Source organism: Amycolatopsis sp. NPDC004368 (genome assembly GCF_053602515.1).
The window spans coordinates 128,325-145,631 of the sequence record NZ_JBSGDT010000018.1 but is presented as its reverse complement, the minus strand read 5'-3'; the positions used below and the strand labels follow the sequence as shown (position 1 = coordinate 145,631).

The 17,307-nt window shown below is 70.9% G+C and carries 15 protein-coding genes and 1 pseudogene; 5 read left to right on the top strand and 11 right to left on the bottom strand.

The window, feature by feature from the left end; genetic code table 11:
* Positions 1–130: 130 nt before the first annotated feature.
* A complete protein-coding gene (locus ACWEOE_RS24640; protein WP_452012826.1) occupies positions 131–1,288 on the top strand; it encodes a cystathionine gamma-synthase in 1,158 nt (385 codons plus the stop codon).
* A gap of 1,813 nt (positions 1,289–3,101) precedes the next feature.
* Here the strand turns inward: ACWEOE_RS24640 and ACWEOE_RS24635 are convergent.
* Positions 3,102–3,401 carry a hypothetical protein gene (locus tag ACWEOE_RS24635; RefSeq protein ID WP_452012825.1) on the bottom strand — a complete coding sequence of 100 codons (300 nt, stop codon included), beginning with the start codon at positions 3,399–3,401 and terminating at the stop codon, positions 3,102–3,104.
* Positions 3,402–3,497: 96 nt separating this feature from the next.
* On the opposite strand from ACWEOE_RS24635, the gene ilvA reads away from it, so the two are divergent.
* The gene (ilvA, locus tag ACWEOE_RS24630; protein ID WP_452012823.1) at positions 3,498–4,703 is read left to right on the top strand and encodes a threonine ammonia-lyase; all 1,206 of its coding nucleotides are present in this window, start codon (positions 3,498–3,500) and stop codon (positions 4,701–4,703) included.
* 6 nt (positions 4,704–4,709) lie between these two features.
* Here the strand turns inward: ilvA and ACWEOE_RS24625 are convergent.
* From ACWEOE_RS24625 to hppD, 7 genes and pseudogenes are all read right to left on the bottom strand, one after another.
* Positions 4,710–5,126, bottom strand: a pseudogene (locus ACWEOE_RS24625) (ferredoxin); the annotation flags it as partial.
* A 975-nt stretch (positions 5,127–6,101) separates the two neighbouring features.
* Positions 6,102–6,548 (bottom strand): hypothetical protein, encoded by a 447-nt coding sequence (locus ACWEOE_RS24620; RefSeq protein ID WP_452012822.1) that lies wholly within the window; start codon positions 6,546–6,548, stop codon positions 6,102–6,104.
* A 65-nt stretch (positions 6,549–6,613) separates the two neighbouring features.
* Entirely contained in the window at positions 6,614–7,051 is a 438-nt protein-coding gene (locus ACWEOE_RS24615) for a hypothetical protein (protein ID WP_452012820.1), read from the bottom strand.
* Positions 7,029–10,865 carry a hypothetical protein gene (locus ACWEOE_RS24610; protein WP_452012819.1) on the bottom strand — a complete coding sequence of 1,279 codons (3,837 nt, stop codon included), beginning with the start codon at positions 10,863–10,865 and terminating at the stop codon, positions 7,029–7,031. The genes ACWEOE_RS24615 and ACWEOE_RS24610 overlap by 23 nt, the downstream gene beginning before the upstream one ends.
* On the bottom strand, positions 10,865–11,179 hold the full coding sequence (locus ACWEOE_RS24605) for a type VII secretion target (protein WP_452012817.1): 315 nt from the start codon (positions 11,177–11,179) through the stop codon (positions 10,865–10,867). Before ACWEOE_RS24605 ends, ACWEOE_RS24610 begins: the two co-directional genes overlap by 1 nt.
* Before the next feature lie 38 nt (positions 11,180–11,217).
* Positions 11,218–11,781 carry a YbaB/EbfC family nucleoid-associated protein gene (locus ACWEOE_RS24600; RefSeq protein WP_452012816.1) on the bottom strand — a complete coding sequence of 188 codons (564 nt, stop codon included), beginning with the start codon at positions 11,779–11,781 and terminating at the stop codon, positions 11,218–11,220.
* Positions 11,782–12,042: 261 nt separating this feature from the next.
* On the bottom strand, positions 12,043–13,272 hold the full coding sequence (gene hppD / locus ACWEOE_RS24595) for a 4-hydroxyphenylpyruvate dioxygenase (protein WP_452012815.1): 1,230 nt from the start codon (positions 13,270–13,272) through the stop codon (positions 12,043–12,045).
* 94 nt (positions 13,273–13,366) lie between these two features.
* On the opposite strand from hppD, the gene ACWEOE_RS24590 reads away from it, so the two are divergent.
* Positions 13,367–13,858 carry an Lrp/AsnC family transcriptional regulator gene (locus ACWEOE_RS24590; protein ID WP_452012813.1) on the top strand — a complete coding sequence of 164 codons (492 nt, stop codon included), beginning with the start codon at positions 13,367–13,369 and terminating at the stop codon, positions 13,856–13,858.
* Positions 13,859–13,867: 9 nt separating this feature from the next.
* On the opposite strand, the gene ACWEOE_RS24585 is transcribed toward ACWEOE_RS24590, so the two are convergent.
* From ACWEOE_RS24585 to ACWEOE_RS24575, 3 genes are all read right to left on the bottom strand, one after another.
* Positions 13,868–14,677, bottom strand: coding sequence for an MBL fold metallo-hydrolase (locus tag ACWEOE_RS24585; RefSeq protein ID WP_452012812.1), 810 nt, complete (start codon positions 14,675–14,677; stop codon positions 13,868–13,870).
* Between the two features lie 74 nt (positions 14,678–14,751).
* Positions 14,752–15,249 carry a transcription elongation factor GreA gene (gene greA / locus ACWEOE_RS24580; RefSeq protein ID WP_360594206.1) on the bottom strand — a complete coding sequence of 166 codons (498 nt, stop codon included), beginning with the start codon at positions 15,247–15,249 and terminating at the stop codon, positions 14,752–14,754.
* 198 nt (positions 15,250–15,447) lie between these two features.
* A complete protein-coding gene (locus tag ACWEOE_RS24575; protein ID WP_452012811.1) occupies positions 15,448–15,903 on the bottom strand; it encodes a DUF4307 domain-containing protein in 456 nt (151 codons plus the stop codon).
* Positions 15,904–16,061: 158 nt separating this feature from the next.
* On the opposite strand from ACWEOE_RS24575, the gene mca reads away from it, so the two are divergent.
* Together mca and ACWEOE_RS24565 are read left to right on the top strand one after the other, a co-directional pair.
* Complete coding sequence (mca, locus tag ACWEOE_RS24570; protein WP_452012810.1) at positions 16,062–16,976, top strand: mycothiol conjugate amidase Mca; 915 nt, start codon at positions 16,062–16,064, stop codon at positions 16,974–16,976.
* Positions 16,973–17,299 carry a hypothetical protein gene (locus ACWEOE_RS24565; protein ID WP_452012808.1) on the top strand — a complete coding sequence of 109 codons (327 nt, stop codon included), beginning with the start codon at positions 16,973–16,975 and terminating at the stop codon, positions 17,297–17,299. The genes mca and ACWEOE_RS24565 overlap by 4 nt, the downstream gene beginning before the upstream one ends.
* The last annotated feature ends 8 nt before the right edge of the window (positions 17,300–17,307 follow it).

The following is a 17,307-nucleotide window of genomic DNA, read 5'->3' as shown; positions in this document are numbered from 1 at the left end:
GCACCGGTCCCGCCCGGCACATCGCCGCCGGGTGGGGCCGCACGGCCGGGACCAGCGGTTACCGGGGCCGGTCGGCGTGAATTCCATCCCACCTGGCGGGATTGTCGGACCCGGCCCGTACCCTGGAACCATGGTCGACGACTACTCCGAGCTGGGTTTCGAAACACGCGCCATCCACGCCGGGCAGCAGCCCGATCCGCGGACAGGCGCCGTCATCGTGCCCATTTACCAGACGTCGACCTACGCGCAGGACGGCGTCGGCGGCACCCGCGAGGGTGACTACGAGTACTCGCGCACGGCGAACCCCACGCGCACCGCGCTGGAGCAGGCTCTGGCCTCGCTGGAGGGTGCTCGGCACGCCCTGGCTTTCGCGTCCGGCATGGCGGCCTCCGACGCGGTGCTGCGTACGACCCTGCGTCCCGGCGATCACCTGGTGCTGGGCAACGACGCGTACGGCGGCACGTTCCGCCTGATCGACAAGGTGCTGAGCCTCTGGGGCATCGAGCACACCGTCGCGAACCTGGCGAACGTCGACGAGGTCCGCGCGGCCCTGCGGCCCGAGACCAAGCTGATCTGGTGCGAGACGCCCACCAACCCGCTGCTCGGCGTCGCCGACATCGCCGCGCTGGCCGGGGTGGCCCACGACGCGGGCGCGCGCCTGGTCGTCGACAACACTTTCGCCACGCCGTACCTGCAGACGCCGTTGGCCCTCGGCGCCGACATCGTGGTCCACTCCACGACCAAGTACCTCGGCGGCCACTCCGACGTCGTCGGCGGCGCCGTGGTCACCAACGAGGACGAGGTCCGCGAGCAGCTCTTCTTCCTGCGCAACTCCGCCGGCGCCGTCCCCGGCCCCTTCGACGCGTGGCTCACGCTGCGCGGCCTGAAGACGCTGGCCCTGCGCATGGAGCGGCACAGCGACAACGCCGAGCTCATCGTGCAGACGCTCACCGCCCACCCGAAGGTCTCGCAGGTCTACTACCCGGGCCTGCCCGAGCACCCGGGCCACGAGGTCGCGGCCAAGCAGATGCGCCGCTTCGGCGGCATGGTGTCCTTCCGCCACGCCGACGGCGAGCAGGCCGCCGTGGCACTCGCGGCGCGCACCAAGCTCTTCATCCTGGCCGAGTCCCTGGGCGGCATCGAGTCCCTCATCGAACACCCGGGCCGCATGACCCACGCCTCCACGGCCGGCTCCACCCTCCAGGTCCCCTCCGACCTGCTCCGCCTCTCCGTCGGCATCGAACACGGCACCGACCTGACCGCCGACCTCACGGCGGCGCTGGGCTGAGCTCCGGCTTGGCGGAACCCCCGTGTCACTTTGTTGTGGTGCGGGGGTTTTGCTGTGGGTTTGGCTCGGCGGACAGTTCACCGCTTGGTGGGCGGGTCCTTGCTCGGGGGCAGGTTCTCGTTTGGTGGGCGGGCCTTCGTACGGCGGACAGTTGACGCTTGGCGGGGTAGATCCTCGCCCGGTGGTCGGGCCCTTGCCCGGTGGGCGGGTTCCCGCTCGGTGGGGCGCTCGTCCGGTGAGTGGGTGCCTGGCCGGGAGGGCTCGCCGGTTGGTGTGCAGATCCGCGCGCGGCGGAGAGCTCATCGCTTGCAGGGCAGGCACTCGCTGGGTGGGCGGCCGCCACGCTTGGTGGGTGGGTCATGGCTGGGTGGTCGGGTCTTCGTCGGTGGTTGAGCTGTGCTCGGTGGGGCGCTCGTCCGGTGAGTGGGTGTCTGGCCGGGAGGGCTCGCCGGTTGGTGTGCAGATCCGCGCGCGGCGGAGAGCTCATCGCTTGCAGGGCAGGCACTCGCTGGGTGGGCGGCCGCCACGCTTGGTGGGTGGGTCATGGCTGGGTGGTCGGGTCTTCGTCGGTGGTTGAGCTGTGCTCGGTGGGGCGCTCGTCCGGTGAGTGGGTGTCTGGCCGGGAGGGCTCGCCGGTTGGTGTGCAGATCCGCGCGCGGCGGAGAGCTCATCGCTTGCAGGGCAGGCACTCGCTGGGTGGATGGCCGCCACGCTTGGTGGGTGGGTCATGGGTGGGTGGTCGGGTCTTCGTCGGTGGTTGAGCTGTGCTCGGTGGGCAGGCCCTTGTCGGTGGCTTGGTGGGCGGCCTTCGCACGGCGGACAGTTCACCGCTTCTTGGGGTAGATCGCCTGGTGGCCGGACCGTTGCTCGGTGGGCAGGGCCGCGCTTGGTCGGCCCTCGCCCGGTGGGCGGGTGTTCGCCCGGCAGACAGCTCATCGCTTGGTGCGCAGGTCTACGCCCGGCGGAGAGCTTCGGCAGGCTCCGCCCGGTGGATGGCCCACGCTCGATGGGTAGGTCCTCGCTTGGTGGGTAGGTCCTCGCTTGGTGGGTGGGCCCTTGTTGGTGACTGAGCTTTGCTTTGGTAGGCAGGCCTCGGCACGGTGGGCGGCCCCTCGTTGGTGGCTGAGCTTTGGTCGGTGCGCACGCCCCGGCACGGTGGGCGGGCCCTCGGTCGGCGGGCAGGCTCTTGTGGTGGCTGAACTTCGCGCTGCGGCCCCGGCCGTCGCTCGGCGGGCAGACCCTCACTCGGTGGGCAGGCCCTCGCCCGGCAGACAAACCCCCGCCCTCCTCGGGGGGACTGCCCTGCTCCAGTTTACCGAGGTCACGCGCCCGAAAACGGCGTTTCAGAAATCTGTGGACAACTCGGCATCGGCGGAATCCGCTGTGGATAACTCACGCGTATCCCGGACGGCGGGTGCCTGTGCGTCACCGCGAGCCGACCACCGAGGCAACTGGCCCGGATGAGCCGGTCCGGCGCCGGCTGCGGACGGCATCGGGGCCCGGCTCGGCCCCGTAGCCGGCGTCGCCGCGAGCCGGAGCCGGAGCCGGAGCCGGAGCCGGAGCTGCAGCCAGAACCGGAGTCGGAGCCGGAGCTGCAGCCAGAGCCGGAGCCAGAGCCGCAGCCGGAGCCGGAACCGGGGAGTAAGGGAGCCGGAGCCAGAGCTGTAGCCGGCGTCGCCGCGAGCCAGAGCCGGAGCCGCAGCCGCAGCCGAAGCCGGAACCGGGGAGTAAGGGAGCCGGAGCAGGCCCCGGAACGCAAGTACCCCGCGCCGAACAGAGAGACGCGGGGTTCGGAAGACAGGTCTGGAGCGGATCAGGGTCGGTAGGCGCTGGGCTGCGGCCCGGCCGTGTGCAGCGAGTGGTGGACCGCCTCCTGCTGTTCCGCCGGGGCGGCTGGGAGGTCGGAGCCGTCGATGCAGCCGCCGACGAGTTCGACGTGGTTGTCGTGGCGGATGTACTGGGAGTGGGCGCCGCAGCCGGCGGCGTCGACGGTGAAGTAGGCGGCGCCGGTGAGGGCGGCGGCGGAGGCGAGGCCCAGGACGAGGGGCAGGACTCCGGCGGAACGGATCGCGCGCGTGCCGCGGGCGGTCGTCGCGTTTTTCCCGCGGGCCATGGTCACACTCCCTGATCACGTGTGGTTGCTGTTATCAGCGTACCGGTCCCGCGGCGGTCGTACCCCGGCCATCCGTCGGTGGCATCATCCCGAACCATGGAACTGGTCAGCATCGAGCGGATCGAGGAAGCGCGCAAGCTCCTCGAGGGCATCACCAGGGTGACCCCCATGGAACACGCCCGTGACCTGCGGCGCCTACACGGCGGCCCGGTCTACCTCAAGTGTGAAAACCTGCAGCGCACCGGCTCGTTCAAGATCCGCGGCGCCTACACCCGCATCCACGGCCTCACCCCGGAGGAACGGGCCCGCGGGGTCGTCGCGGCGAGCGCCGGGAACCACGCGCAGGGGGTGGCGCTGGCGTCGTCGCTGCTGGGGATCTCGTCGACGGTCTTCATGCCGCTGCGCGCGCCCCTGCCGAAGCTCGCGGCCACCCGCGGCTACGGCGCCGACGTGCACCTCCACGGCGCCGTCCTCGAAGAGACGCTCGCGGAGGCCGTCGCGTTCTCCGAGCGGACCGGGGCGGTGTTCATCCACCCGTTCGACCACGCCGACGTGATCGCGGGGCAGGGCACGGTCGGCCTGGAGATCCTCGAGCAGGTGCCCGGCGCGAAGACCGTGCTCGTCGCCACCGGCGGCGGTGGTCTGGTCGGCGGCGTCGCGGCGGCCGTGAAGGGGCTGCGGCCCGACATCCGCGTGGTCGGCGTGCAGGCCGAGGACGCCGCCGCGTACCCGGCTTCGCTGGCGGCCGGCTCGCCCGTGCGCCTGCGCGAGCTGCACACCATGGCCGACGGGATCGCCGTGGGTGAGCCCGGGCCCGTCAGCTACGCCCACGTGTCGTCCCTGGTCGACGACGTCGTCACGGTCAGCGAGGAGTCGCTGTCGCGCGCGGTGCTGCTGTGCCTGGAACGCCGGAAGCTCGTGGTCGAACCGGCCGGGGCCGCCACCGTGGCCGCGCTGATGCAGCACCCGGGCGCCTTCGAGCCGCCGGTGGTGGCGATCCTCTCGGGCGGCAACGTGGACCCGGTCCTGCTCCAGCAGATCATCCAGCACGGCATGACGGCCGGCGGCCGCTACCTGAAGCTCCACCTGCGCGTGCCCGACCGGCCCGGCTCGCTCGTCTCCGTGCTCACGTGCGTGAAGGAGCTCGGCGCCAACGTCCTCGACGTCGAGCACTCCCGCATCTCCGGCAGCCTCGCCCTCGGCGAGGTCGACGTCGCGCTCGCGCTGGAAACCCGCGGCCCCGAACACTGCCGGGAGGTCGAGGCCGCCCTCGCCGACGCCGGGTTCACCATCGTGGACTGACCGTCCTCAGTGGACTGGTTGCGCGCCGGTGACCGCCGCCAGCGCCAGCTCGCGCGCGGGCTCCCCGACCTCGGGCACCGCGAAGCGCCGGCCCCGGATGTGCCTCACCAGATCCGGGTCCGGCGCCAGGGCGTGCTCCCGCAGGTAGTACGCGACCGCCCCTGGCCACACCCAGCTCCCGTCGGTCCGGAACGTCAGCGGCACCACGTCCGTGCGCTCCGGATCGAACGCGTCGACATCGAAACTCCGCGACGCCAGCACCACCGGCGCCGACTCCAGGTACGCCAACACGCGCTCACGCTCACCTTCGGGCAACGGCTCACGCTCGACCACGGGCTGCCCGGATTCGTCGAGCCCGTCGTACACGCGCGGGGTCCGCATCTCGGCCGCCGTGGCCGCGGGCGGATCCGCGACAGCCGGAGGCATAGCGCCGCTTTCCGCCGCGGGGACAGCCTCCGTCGTCGGGTCTTGCGGTGCGGGATCGGCGCCGCTTTGCACTGAGGCAGCAGCGTTTTGCGGCGATGCGGCGCCGCTTGTGCCGACCGCGGCGACCGAGGCCGTGGTGTCCCGCTCCACGGGCGCGATGGCCGCACCCTCGAACGAGGCTGCCTCACCCGCCGCATCGGTTTCATCGGCCAGGACGGTGTCTCGCACCGCGGCCTCGGGCGCTGCACCGCCGTCTGCCGCCGTGGTTGTTTCGCCACTCGCCGGTATGGCGGGCCCGGCCTCCTGGCGCGGTGCGGCTGGGTCGGGTGCCGGCGAAACGGGCGGTGTCGAGCTTTGCGGCGGTGCGGTGTTGCCGCGCGGCGGGGTGGCGCCGTCGACGGGTGTCGCGGGCTCGGCGTGGGCTACCGCCGCGGCTGATCCCGGCGCGTCCGCGGGGCCGGGTTGCGGTGCGGCAGCAGGAGGCGGCAGGTCCGGTGTCCACGGTGCCGGCAGCGGTGGCAAGCCCGCTCGAGTGTGCAGCCAAGGCGGGATGAACGCCTCCGAGCGCGGGAAGAACCGCAGCTCGTCCTGGAAACCGAGCGGCGGGGGTGGGCGGCGCCAGAGGGGCTCGACGTCCGGGCGGAAGTCGAGATGTGGTGGTGCCTGGGGCGTGAACAGGAGGGTCGCGGAGAGCCAGGTGCCGCGGCCGCGGCGGTACATGCCGGTGCGCAGGACGCCGAGGAGGCGGACGGCCTCCGGGTGGGGGCGGGCCGGGTAGTCGCGCCCGTCCGGGGCCGTGGTGAAGACGTCGGCCTCGACGTGGCGGCCTGCGGCCCGGTATTCGACGCGCAGCCGGCGCCAGCCGGGTGGGGTGGCCGAGGCGCACGCCCGCCCGATGCGCTGGACGAGGTCCTGCTGCTGGGCCGCGGTCAGCGGCACCGGCGGTTGGCTCATGCGGTTCCCCCGACGTGGTCAGTTGCCGGCGGCGGCGAGGCGCGCGCGGAACCAGTCCGGCATGAACTCCTCGGTGCGCGGGAACCGCTCCTGCTCGATCGCGAACTGCTCGGCGGGCGGGTACGGGTCGAAGTCCGGCTCGTTGCGCCAGTTGTACTGGATCGTGAAGCGGCTCGGCGGCTCGATGCCGAAGCGCGCGGAGAACCACGTGCCCTCGCCCTCGGTGTACATGCCGCCGCGCAGGCGCTGGAACAGCTTCCACACGTCCACCGGCGGGTCCCACGGCCGGAACGTGCCACTGGGGTCCTTCACCCCGACGGCGGCGTCGACGTTGCGGCCCACCATGCGGAAGTCGATCATCACCTGCTGCCAGCCCGCCGGCACGGCCTCGACCACGGCCGTGGTGATCTCACCCAGCAGCTCGTTCTGCTGGGTCGGGTCCAGCTGCGGCCACTTGAACGGCATCGGTGGTGTCCTCCTGAATCGTTCGGACTTTTCGGGCGGGGCCCATCATGGCACGGGCCCCGCGGTCACTCCTGGGCCCGCGAGCGCTCCTGCTCGCCGCCCTCGTCGAGCAGCTTCCGCAGCCACGGCGGCACGTGCTCGTCGTCGCGCGGGTACGCCTCCAGGTCGCGCGTGAACGCGCTGGGGTGCAGCGGCGGCCACCAGTTCGGGTCCTCGTCGAGGTGGTAGGAGAACTGCGGCTCGGCGTCCGGGCGAAGCACCACAGTCGCGGAGAACCACGTGCCCCGGCCGGGTTCGTACATGTCGTCGCGCAGCGCGCGGAACGCGGCCTTCACCGGCGCGGGCAGCTCCATCGAGCCGGGGGTGCCGTCGCTCAGCTTCACCTGCAGGGCGAAGTCGTTGGCCACCACGGTCGCCGACACCGTGAGCGCGATCTCCGCCCACCCGGGCGGCGCCGCACCGGCCAGCGCGGCGGCGATCTCAGCGGGAACGGGATCGGTCACTGTACTGCCTGTTCTTTCCGAAGTTGATGTCCGCGGGGTTGTTCGGGAACTCGCGTTCCTTGGTCACGCGTGAGATCTCGACGGGTTTTCCGTTCTCCAGCACCACGTGCCCGCTCGCGTCGGTCTTGTAGACGACCTCCTGCCAGCGCATGGTGACGCTCTCCGGCACACCATTGCTGTCGCCGTGCATGGCGACCTGGTAGTTCTGGATGTCCTGCCCTTCGGTGTTGGCGAACTTACCGAGCTCCGTCTCCTGGTTGCGCCACGACGCCTCGTGGATCCAGCCGTCGCGGTAGTTGCCGCTGTTGGACGCCGCCATCTGCGGGTGCATGTTCACGTACTCACCCGGGCCGCCCATCTCGTTGGCCGCGAGGTGGCCGCCGGCCCAGCGCACCTTCTCGTACTTGTCACCGTATTCGGGGTGGTCGGCGAACGCCTCCTTGCCCTCGCCGCCGGAACGGTTCTGGGAGTTGGTGTCGCGGTAGGTGTCGTTGCGGCCGTCGAAGCTCGGGTCGCCCGTCATCGCGTCGGGCTTGCCGTTGTCGCCGATGTGGAACGTCCACGCCTTGTCCGGGTCGTGGAAGTTCGGCACGCGGTACTGCGCGCCGGGGATCAGCGGGTAGCGCAGGTCCGGGTTGTGGTTCGGCGTCGACGTGCCGGGCGTCGCCTCGACGTGCGTGACGTGCCCGTCGGCGTCGGTGTAGAACCGCGTGCTCGAGCCGTTTTCGTAGGTCACGTGGTACTCCGCGTTGCCCGCCAGCGGACGCTCACCGTGCAGCGGCTGCGGCACCCCGTCGGGCGCCGGATCGGCGTTGCTGGTGCGGGCGGGCACGTCGTCGAGATCGCGCGGCGAGTCGATGTCCGGGTGGCCTTCGCGGTGGCGCGGCCCGGTGAACTCGGCGTCGTCGGGCCGGTCCCAGTTCACGAACCGCCGGTCGAACTCCGGCGAGTCCGGGTTGTACGTGCGGGTCGCCGGAGGCGGGGCGAACTCCTCCTCCGGGACACCGCCGTTGACGTCGTCACCCCGCGCGTGGGCGCTGTCGGCGTCGATGTCACCCGGGTCGTGGTGGTGCGAATCCGGCGCGAACCCGTCCTGGCCCGCGTGATGTGACGTGCCGTCCGGGTGGTGCACGCTCCACTCGCCGTCCGGCGGGATCCGCGGCCGCATCCGGCCGTCGGGGCCGATCTCGTAGTCCGACGAGAAGACCCGGCCGTTCGAGTCGGTCCACGCCGGTTTGGTCGGCGCCATGACGTCGGTGTCGAGCTCCCGCGAAAGCCGGTTGGCGAAGTCGTTGGAACCCGCGTCGCAGCCGATCAGCCGGAGGGGCCGGCCGTCGTAGTCCGCGTTGTGGCGCAGGACGTCGGCGAACTCCTCCGGCGTGTAGCGCCGGTCGCCGATACGCGCGTGGCCATCGGACGTCACGTGCACATCGACGGTGTAGCGTCCGTCCGGGTCCGGCTGGACGCGGTGCGGCAGGTCCCCCAGCTCCGTGTCGCCGCGGTGGTACGAGCTGCCGGCGGGGGTGCTCTCGGAGTGGTGCCGGTTGACCTCGTCCGGGGTCAGGGGCTCGTCGTCGTGGTGGTGCGGACCGATGTCCTGGGGTGTGTCGTGGCCGGGAGTGTCGTGGTGGTCCCCCTGGACGGTGGAGTCGTGGTGCTCGGGCTCGTCGTGGTGCGGCGCGCGGTCTTCCGGCTCTCCGTGGTGCGAGGTCCGGTCGCCGGGCTTTCCGTCGGGAGTCCGGTGTGGACTGTCGACTTCCGGGCGGGTCGCCGTCGGCGAGCCGCCGCGCGCGACGGGCTCCGGGGTGTCACTCGGCCGCCGCGGGCCGCCGGTGGCGGGATCGCCTGGGCGCCGCGAGCCGTCGGGGCTATGCGGCGAGTGCGGGGCCGGGTCACTCGAACGGCGCGGCGAACCCGGGTCGGGCCGCCGCGACGACGGCTCAGGAGCTTCACCCGGCCGCCGAGACGAGGGCCCGCGATCGGGCCCGGTGCGCGGACCTGAGGGTTCCGGAGTGCGCGCGCCCGGGCTGCCCGGCGTGCCGGTCCAACCGCCACCGCTGCCGGGCCGAGTTCCCGGCGTAGTGCCGGGAACGCCGCTCGAAGGCGAACCCGCCGGCGCGCCACCACCCTGCGGAGGCAGGCCACCCGCGACAGGTTGGTTCGGTGTGCCGGACCCCGCCGGCCCGGCGCCATCACCGGTGCGCGGAGCGGGTGCGCCGGGCGCGGCGGGCTCGTCGACCTTCGGCGGCGCGTAGCCCGATGCCGACGTCGAGTTGTCGCCCGAGCTCGAGTGTGGAGACGGTGAACTGCTCCCGGACGAGCCACCGCCGGAATGGGCCGGTGCTCCGCCGGCGTGGTGGGGCGCGGAGCCACCGGAGGGCGAGCCGCCCGCGTGGGACGTGCTCGGCGCGTCACCGGTGTGGGCACTCGGCGCGTCACCCGTGTGCGAGGGCGCGGAACTGCCGCCACCGGACGACGAAGAACCCGACGGCGAAGAGCTGCCCGCGTGGCTCGGTGAGTTCGCCGAGGAGCCGGCGTGACCCGGCGACCCGCCACCCGACGGTCCGCTCGTGCTGTGTGGCGCGGAGCTGCCGGGGGAGGGCGAATCGCCGCCGGACGCCGACGCCGAGCCGCCGCCGGCCCCATCCGGGTCGCCGTTGTGGGTCCCGTTGCCCGTGCTGCGGCGTGATGAGCCGTCGGCAGAACCGTCCCTTGTGGAGGGAGCACCGCCATCCGGGCTCGACGAAGCCGAGTCGCCCTCTCCGGAGTGCGAGCCGCCGGGGTCGTCGGAGGATGGACTGCCGGAGTCCGGATCGCCGGAGTGGGCATTGTCAGCGTCGGAGTCACCGGACTGCGAGCCATCCGGGCTGTCGGAACCCTCGCCACCGGGTGAGTCCCCGTCACCGTCGGAACCGCCGTGGTGCCCACCACCACCCGAACCGCCGCCACCCGTGTGGTGCGCGAACCCACCGGCCTTGATGTTCTTCGTGCTGATCACGTCGAGTCCCGTGACCTTGCCGGCCAGCTTGCCCAGGATCTTGATGATCTTCGTGAAGACGTCGGCCAGCTTCCCCAGCAGCGGCGACACCCGCCGCATCGTGTCGCACAGCTTCGTCAGCAGGCCGCTGATCTTCTCGCCCCACTTGGAGATCGCCGTGACCGCCTGGGCGACCACCAGCGGCGTGCCGAAGCCGAGGGAGAAGACCTCCTCCATCACCCACGAGATCAGCTTGCCGACCAGGTCGGCGATCAGCTGCCGCACGGTCTCCCGCACGAACGACACGACCTGGCCCATGATCATCGTGACGGTGCCGATCGCACTCGCCACCGTCGCGGCCCCGCCGAGGGCCTCCGCGCACTCCGCCGCACCCTTGCGGTACGCGTCGGCCGCGTCGCCCGTCCATTCGGCGGTGTCGGTCTTGACCGCGTTGGTGTAATCGGCTTGCCGGTCCTGCAACGCTTTCGCGACGTTGCCCCAGGTGTCCGCATAGGACTGGATCACCGGCGGGTTGCCCGCCACCGAATCGAGCATGTCCTTCAGCGGCTGCACGTGCTCCATCAGGAACGACGCCACCGACGACATCAGATAACCGAACGGGTCGATCGCCGCGCCGGCGATCTCACCCGCGAGGCTCAGCACCCCGAGGCCGCCCGAGACCCAGTCGCCGTCCTTGATGCCGTTGAACGCGTCCATCGCCGACTCGGCGACGCCGATGCCCGTGGCGTAGCCGTAGTCGCCGTTGCCGGCCGTGAGCGGCCCGGGGCCGTCGCCGTCCTGCTTCGCCTGCGCGACGAGCGGATTTCCCTCGGCCATCAGTCGGGCACCTTCGTGGCGGCGATGGCGTCGGTCGTGCCGGTTTCGTAGGTCTGGTACGCCTGCGCGGCGTTGCGGACCTTCTGCGCCTGCGCGTCCATCGCCGTGACGGTGTTCTGCAACGCGTTGACGCCGAACTCCTCCACCGGGTCGAGCATCGCCCGGAACGGCTGGCAGAGGATGCCGTAGGCGTCCTGCGGCATGCTGACCTGCTGCGCCGCGTCGACGGCCTGGCGCAGCCCGTCGCTGATTCCATCGAGCTGGCGCGCGTGTGCCTCGAGGTCGCTACCGACCTCGTATCCGTTGGATGCCAAGGTTTTTCATCCCCCAGGATGGCTGCGGTGGAACGGGATCAGGACAGGATGGAGCCGCCGAAGTCGTCGTCATCGTCGGAGTTCTCGGCCCGGCGACGACGCGGCGGCGGTGGCGGCGGAGGCGCTGCCTGCCGCGGAGCCGCTGCCTGCCGCGAAGGAACGGGTGGAGGCTGCGGATCGGAGTCCTCAGGCCCGAAGCGGTGCACCGGCGCCGCCGGTGGCGGAGGCTCTTCCGGCGGCGGCGCGGGAAACGTGCTCTTCGCGTCCTCCACCAGCTTGTCGCCCGTGGCACCGGCGCCCAGCGTTTCCGACGCAACCTGCTGCAGCAGCTCGGGAATCCGCGCCTGCGCCTTCTGCACGAGCTGCATCACCTGCGCCGAGACCTCGGCCATCCGCTTGCCGGCCGCGGACTCCGCGATCACCAGATTCTTCAGCAGCCCCTTGGCATCCACGGTCACCGTGACCGAGCCGTCCTTCGCTCGCTCGGTGACAGTCTGGCCCTGCATGCGATCGGCCATCGCCTGGTAGCGCGCAGCCGTCTCCTGCAGCTGCCGCGTCCAGCCGTCCACCATCCGCTGGCTGGCGTCGACGCCGTCCGCCATCGGGCCCCCATCCTCTCGAAGCGACTTCCCCACAGTGACGGATCCGGTCCGCCTGAGGTTCCGGCGCCGCCCGAATTGATCCGATCGGCCCAGTTTGCCACTCGGGTCAACCGGTCTCGCCGGCACCTGAAACCCACTGTACGTACCCGCACCGACACAAAACGCGACAAGCGGCCCGCACGCGACTGTTTCGTCGCGAACGGGCCGCTCGTGCCACAAACGTCGCCGACAGTGACCGATTCGGCGCCGTGACGATGGGCGCTAGAGGTTGCCCCGGCGATCCTGCTCCCGCTCGATCGCCTCGAACAGCGCCTTGAAGTTCCCCTTCCCGAAGCCCAGCGAACCGTGCCGCTCGATGAGCTCGTAGAACACCGTCGGCCGGTCACCGATCGGCTTCGTGAAGATCTGCAGCAGGTACCCGTCCTCGTCGCGGTCGACCAGAACCTTGTGCTCCTGCAACGTTTCGATCGACACCCGCACCTCGCCGATCCGCGCGCGCAGCTCCGGGTCCTCGTAGTACGAGTCCGGCGTGTCCAGGAACTCGACGCCCGCGGCCCGCATCGCCGTGATCGTGGCGATGATGTCGTTGGTGGCCAAGGCGATGTGCTGGCAGCCGGCGCCCTCGTAGAACTCGAGGTACTCGTCGATCTGCGACTTCTTCTTCGCCACGGCCGGTTCGTTGAGCGGGAACTTCACGCGGTGGTTGCCGTTGGACACCACCTTGCTCATCAGCGCCGAGTACTCGGTGGCGATGTCGTCGCCCACGAACTCCGCCATGTTCACGAAGCCCATCACGCGGTGGTACCAGTCGACCCAGTAGTCCATCTTGCCGAGCTCGACGTTGCCCACGCAGTGGTCCACGGCCTGGAACAGCCGTTTTCCCGTGCCCGCCGGCGCCAGAGGCTTGGACCCAGCCCCTTCCGGCCGGGTCACCGTGCTCTCGCGCGGTTCGAACCCGGGCAGGTACACGCCGTCGTAGCGCGACCGGTCGATCAGCGAGTGGCGGGTTTCGCCGTAAGTCGCGATCGCGGCCATCCGCACGGTGCCGTGTTCGTCGGTGACGTCGTGGGGCTCTTCGAGAATCGTCGCGCCCTGCGCGCGGGCGTGCGCCACGCACTTGTCGACGTCGGTCGTCTCCAGCGCGAGGTCGATCACGCCGTCGCCGTGGCGGCGGTGGTGGTCGAGCAGCGGAGAGTCCGGCCGCACGCCGCCGGTGATCACGAACCGCGCCGAGCCCGACTTGAGCACGAACGCCTTGCGGTCGAAGTGCCCCGTCTCCGGACCGGAGTACGCGACGAGCTGCATGCCGAATGCGACCTGGTAGAACCACGCGGTCTGTGTCGCGTTGCCGGCGACGAAGACCACCGCGTCGAGTGCCTTGACCGGGAACGGGTCTTTGCTGGCGTCGTGTTCGACGAGCCCCACGAGCTGACGGAGCTGGTCGAAGCTGACGTCGTCGAGTGCGCCCTGCGGATCCATGGTGTGGGTCATGCCGAAAAGCATGGGTCCGCTGCGGCAAGGTGAGCAACGGTTACCAGATTCACTGGACAATCTGCTCAGTAAGAACCCGTAAGCTGCGGTCAACATGGACAACCTGCGCAGGGAGGAAACCGTGCTCGACTCGCTCGACGCCCGGCTGTTGCTGCTGCTCACCGACTCGCCACGGCTGGGCGTGCTGGAGTGCGCGCGCCGCCTCGGTGTCGCGCGTGGCACCGTGCAGGCGCGCCTGGACCGGCTCACCGAGCGCGGCATCCTGGGCGGCTTCCCGCCCGAGCTCGACCTCGCCGCGATGGGCTACGGGCTCACCGCGTTCGCCGTGCTCGAGATCGCGCAGGGCCGGCGCGGCGGTGTCGCCGAGGCGCTCGCCGCCATCGAGGAGGTGTGCGAGGTGCACGCCACCACCGGCCAGGGCGACCTGTTCGTCCGCCTGGTCGCGCGGGACAACGACGACCTGCAACGCGTGATCGACGAGGTCGTCGGCGTGGACGGCGTGCTGCGCACCTCGACGTCGATCGCGCTGTCCACGCCCGTGCCACCCCGCGTGCGCCCGCTGCTGGAGCGCACCGCGCGCGGCTAGAACGCGCGGTCAGAACGCGTCGAGCGCGTGGGCCAGGTACCGCTTCGCCGAACGCTGCACCACCTCGTGCCCGTCGCTGCGCACGATCCGGTCCCACCACGCGCCGTAGATCGCGTCGAACACGTACGGCTCCAGCAGTTCCGCCGCGCGGCGCACCACACTCGGCCGTTCGGGGATGAGGTTCGGGTAGCTGTACATGAACGCGACGTGGGTGCGGTCCGGGATCACCTGCACGATGTCGCCCGACAACAGCGCCCCGCGGCCTTCCTCACCGGCCGGCCAGTGCAGCACCGTGCCGCCGGTGAAGTGCACGCCGAGGTTGATCAGCCGCAGGTCGTCGGCGACGTCGAGCGTGGTACCCGACCAGAGCCGGATCGACGGATCGGGGCGCCCGATCCACTCCTGGTCGCTTTCGTGCAGGTAGATCGGCACGTCGAAGGCGTGGGCCCACTCGACCATGGTCGTGTAGTAGTGCGGGTGGCTGATCGCGATGCCGGTGATGCCGCCGAGGTCGTCGACCTGCCGGACCAGCTCGTCGTCGAGGTAGGCGGCGCAGTCCCAGAGGAAGTTGCCGGACTCGGCCTGGACGAGCAGAGCCCGCTGCCCGATCGCGAAACCGGGTTCGGAACCGATGCCGATCACGCCCGGCCCCTGCTCTTCGACGCGGGGGCGGTACTCGCCGCTGGACCGCATCGTCGCGAGATCGGTCCACGCCTGCCCGGTGAGCGGGACGTACTGGCGTTCGTCCTCGCAGATCGGGCAGTCGTCACGGGGCTCGGGGTACTGCATGCCGCACGTGCGGCACAGCGGTTCGCTCATCGTGGCCTCCCTCGTCCGGGGAAACCACGTTAGTCGCGTACCCGGCTCAAGCGAGCCGGGTACGCGAAGACCGGTCAGGCCTCGCTGTAGGGCACTGCCTTGACCAGCGTGACCTGCTGCGTACGGCCGTTGGGCAGCTCGTACTCACGCGACTCGCCCTCCTTGGCGCCGAGCAGGGCCTTGCCCAGCGGCGACTCGGGGGAGTACACGTCGAGCGCGCCCTCGGCCCCTTCTTCGCGGGTGGCGAGGAGGAACTTCTCCTCGTCGTCGTCGCCCGCGTACTTCACGGTGAGGACCTTGCCGGGGCCGGCGGTGCCGTCGTCCTCGGGGGCCTCGCCGACCTTCGCCGACCGCAGCAGTTCCTGCAGGTGGCGGATGCGCGCCTCGGCCTGGCCCTGCTCTTCGCGCGCCGCGTGGTAGCCGCCGTTCTCCTTGAGGTCGCCCTCTTCGCGGCTGTCGTTGATGCGCGCAGCGATGACCGGACGATTCTCGATCATTTCGTCGAGCTCGTGCTTGAGCCTGTCGTAGGCATCCTGGGTCAGCCAGGTCACCTTGTCGCTCACGGTCACCATCTCCTCGTCGGGCCTGCCAGGCTTGGGTGTTCAAGCCGGCCTCCGCACGGGCTCACTGCGCCCGCACGGCTGGGATAAAGGAAAAACACGGCCCGCCTCGGGCCGTGCTGGTGTGTCAGCTTATCACGGCAGGGTGCAGCGACGCCGGTCCATTCCTCGCCGCGCGGACACCCACCGCGCATTTCACCCCGTTGGCCGCTATGGGGTTGACATATAACGTGGTATGGAGTACGAGCAGCCATACACGTCGGCCGTCACCGGTTCCCCGATGCTCTTCACCACCGTGCTCACTCGGCTGTGGCCGGCCCCGGCGGGAACCAGCACCTCTCTCCGGCCGCTCTCGGAGCCGGACCTGTCCTGCACCCGCACGACGCACACCCCGGCTTTGTCGGGGTCGTCACGCGTGACGTTGATGGTGATCTCCATCGCGTTGCCCGGCCGGGGTTCGAACGCCACGCGCTCGGCGTCGATCGAGGTCTCGCCGAGGTTGACGTAGGCGATCCACGCCACGGCGAAGCTCGCGACCACGGCGATCGCGCCGAAAACCCAGCGCTTCCAGCGCTTCGACCCGGCCTTGGCGGGCGAGCCGTACCGGTCCGCGGGCGGCGCCGGACGGGCGTCTCCCTCGGCGGTTGCGGTCTCTCCGGTCTGCAAGTCCGGGCCTCCGGTCGTTCTTGTCGTACCCGCGGGGACAATGGGTGGAGCCCGACTGGGGGCACCACCTGTCCTCGAGTATCCGCGAGCCGTTCCGGTGACGTGGAGCCGGGGCGGGGTACGCCGGAATAACGGGACACGAGAGGGTCGTTCGGAACATGGTGCGAGCTGACGAGCTGATGACGACCGACCGCGCCTCGAACCTGCGTCTCATGGCGGTGCACGCGCACCCCGACGACGAGTCGAGCAAGGGCGCCGCCACGATGGCGAAGTACGTGGCCGAGGGCCACGAGGTCATGGTCGTGACCTGCACGGGTGGCGAGGCGGGCAGCATCCTCAACCCCGCCATGGACCGGCCCGAGGTGCTCTCCAACATGACCGAGATCCGCCGCGAGGAGATGGCGCGCGCCGCGAAGATCCTGGGCGTGCAGCACCGCTGGCTCGGTTTCGTCGACTCCGGGCTGCCCGAGGGCGATCCGCTGCCGCCGGTGCCCGAGGGGTCCTTCGCGGTCGTGCCGCTGGAGGAGTCGACCGAGGCCCTGGTGCGTGTGATCCGCGAGTTCCGGCCCCACGTGCTCATCACCTACGACGAGAACGGCGGCTACCCCCACCCCGACCACATCCGCACCCACCAGGTGTCGATGGCGGCCTTCGACGCGGCGGGCGAAGAGGACCGCTTCCCCGACGCCGGCGACCCGTGGCAGCCGCTCAAGCTCTACTACGTGCACGGCTTCTCCAAGGCCAGGATGACGCTGTTCGACGAAGCGCTCCGGAAGGCCGGCCTGCCTTCGCCGTACGAGGAGTGGCTGAAGAACTGGGACCCGGAGCGGGCCGACATCATGGAGCGGGTGACCACCCGGATCGAGTGCGGTGAATACTTCGAGGTGCGTGACGAGGCGCTGAAGGCGCACGCCACGCAGATCGACCCGACCAGCCGCTGGTTCGCGGTGCCGCTCGAGATGCAGCGCGAGGTCTGGCCGACCGAGGAGTACGAGCTGAACCGCTCCCTGGTGGACAGCACGCTGCCGGAGGACGATTTGTTCGCCGGCATCAAGGAGAAGGTGAGTCCATGAGTTTCGGTGTGCCGGCCGTCGCGGTCGTCCCGCTGACGGCCTCGGCCCTGTTCCTGGCCCAGCAGCCCGACAGCGGCGACAACGGCGGCCAGGGCGAGGACTTCGGGAAGTCTTCGCCCGTCGGCCTGCTGGTGCTGATCCTGTTCCTGATCGCGGTTGCGTTCCTCATCCGGTCGATGAGCAAGCACCTGAAGAAGGTGCCGGCGAGCTTCGACCCCGAAGAGGAGGTCGTCGCGGAGAAATCGGATCCGGCGGCCGATTCGGACGCTGCGCCGGAGAAGGCGGCCGAGCCCGCCGACCCGGCCCGGGCCAAGTCCGACTGACGACGGCG

What these genes read in the sequence shown, in the direction of transcription:
- ACWEOE_RS24640 (WP_452012826.1), top strand. Translation starts at nt 131, where the DNA reads ATGGTCGACGACTACTCCGAGCTGGGTTTCGAAACACGCGCCATCCAC.
- ACWEOE_RS24635 (WP_452012825.1), bottom strand. Translation starts at nt 3,401, where the DNA reads ATGGCCCGCGGGAAAAACGCGACGACCGCCCGCGGCACGCGCGCGATC.
- ilvA (WP_452012823.1), top strand. Translation starts at nt 3,498, where the DNA reads ATGGAACTGGTCAGCATCGAGCGGATCGAGGAAGCGCGCAAGCTCCTC.
- ACWEOE_RS24620 (WP_452012822.1), bottom strand. Translation starts at nt 6,548, where the DNA reads ATGCCGTTCAAGTGGCCGCAGCTGGACCCGACCCAGCAGAACGAGCTG.
- ACWEOE_RS24610 (WP_452012819.1), bottom strand. Translation starts at nt 10,865, where the DNA reads ATGGCCGAGGGAAATCCGCTCGTCGCGCAGGCGAAGCAGGACGGCGAC.
- ACWEOE_RS24600 (WP_452012816.1), bottom strand. Translation starts at nt 11,781, where the DNA reads ATGGCGGACGGCGTCGACGCCAGCCAGCGGATGGTGGACGGCTGGACG.
- hppD (WP_452012815.1), bottom strand. Translation starts at nt 13,272, where the DNA reads ATGACCCACACCATGGATCCGCAGGGCGCACTCGACGACGTCAGCTTC.
- ACWEOE_RS24590 (WP_452012813.1), top strand. Translation starts at nt 13,367, where the DNA reads ATGGACAACCTGCGCAGGGAGGAAACCGTGCTCGACTCGCTCGACGCC.
- ACWEOE_RS24585 (WP_452012812.1), bottom strand. Translation starts at nt 14,677, where the DNA reads ATGAGCGAACCGCTGTGCCGCACGTGCGGCATGCAGTACCCCGAGCCC.
- greA (WP_360594206.1), bottom strand. Translation starts at nt 15,249, where the DNA reads ATGGTGACCGTGAGCGACAAGGTGACCTGGCTGACCCAGGATGCCTAC.
- mca (WP_452012810.1), top strand. Translation starts at nt 16,062, where the DNA reads ATGGTGCGAGCTGACGAGCTGATGACGACCGACCGCGCCTCGAACCTG.
- ACWEOE_RS24565 (WP_452012808.1), top strand. Translation starts at nt 16,973, where the DNA reads ATGAGTTTCGGTGTGCCGGCCGTCGCGGTCGTCCCGCTGACGGCCTCG.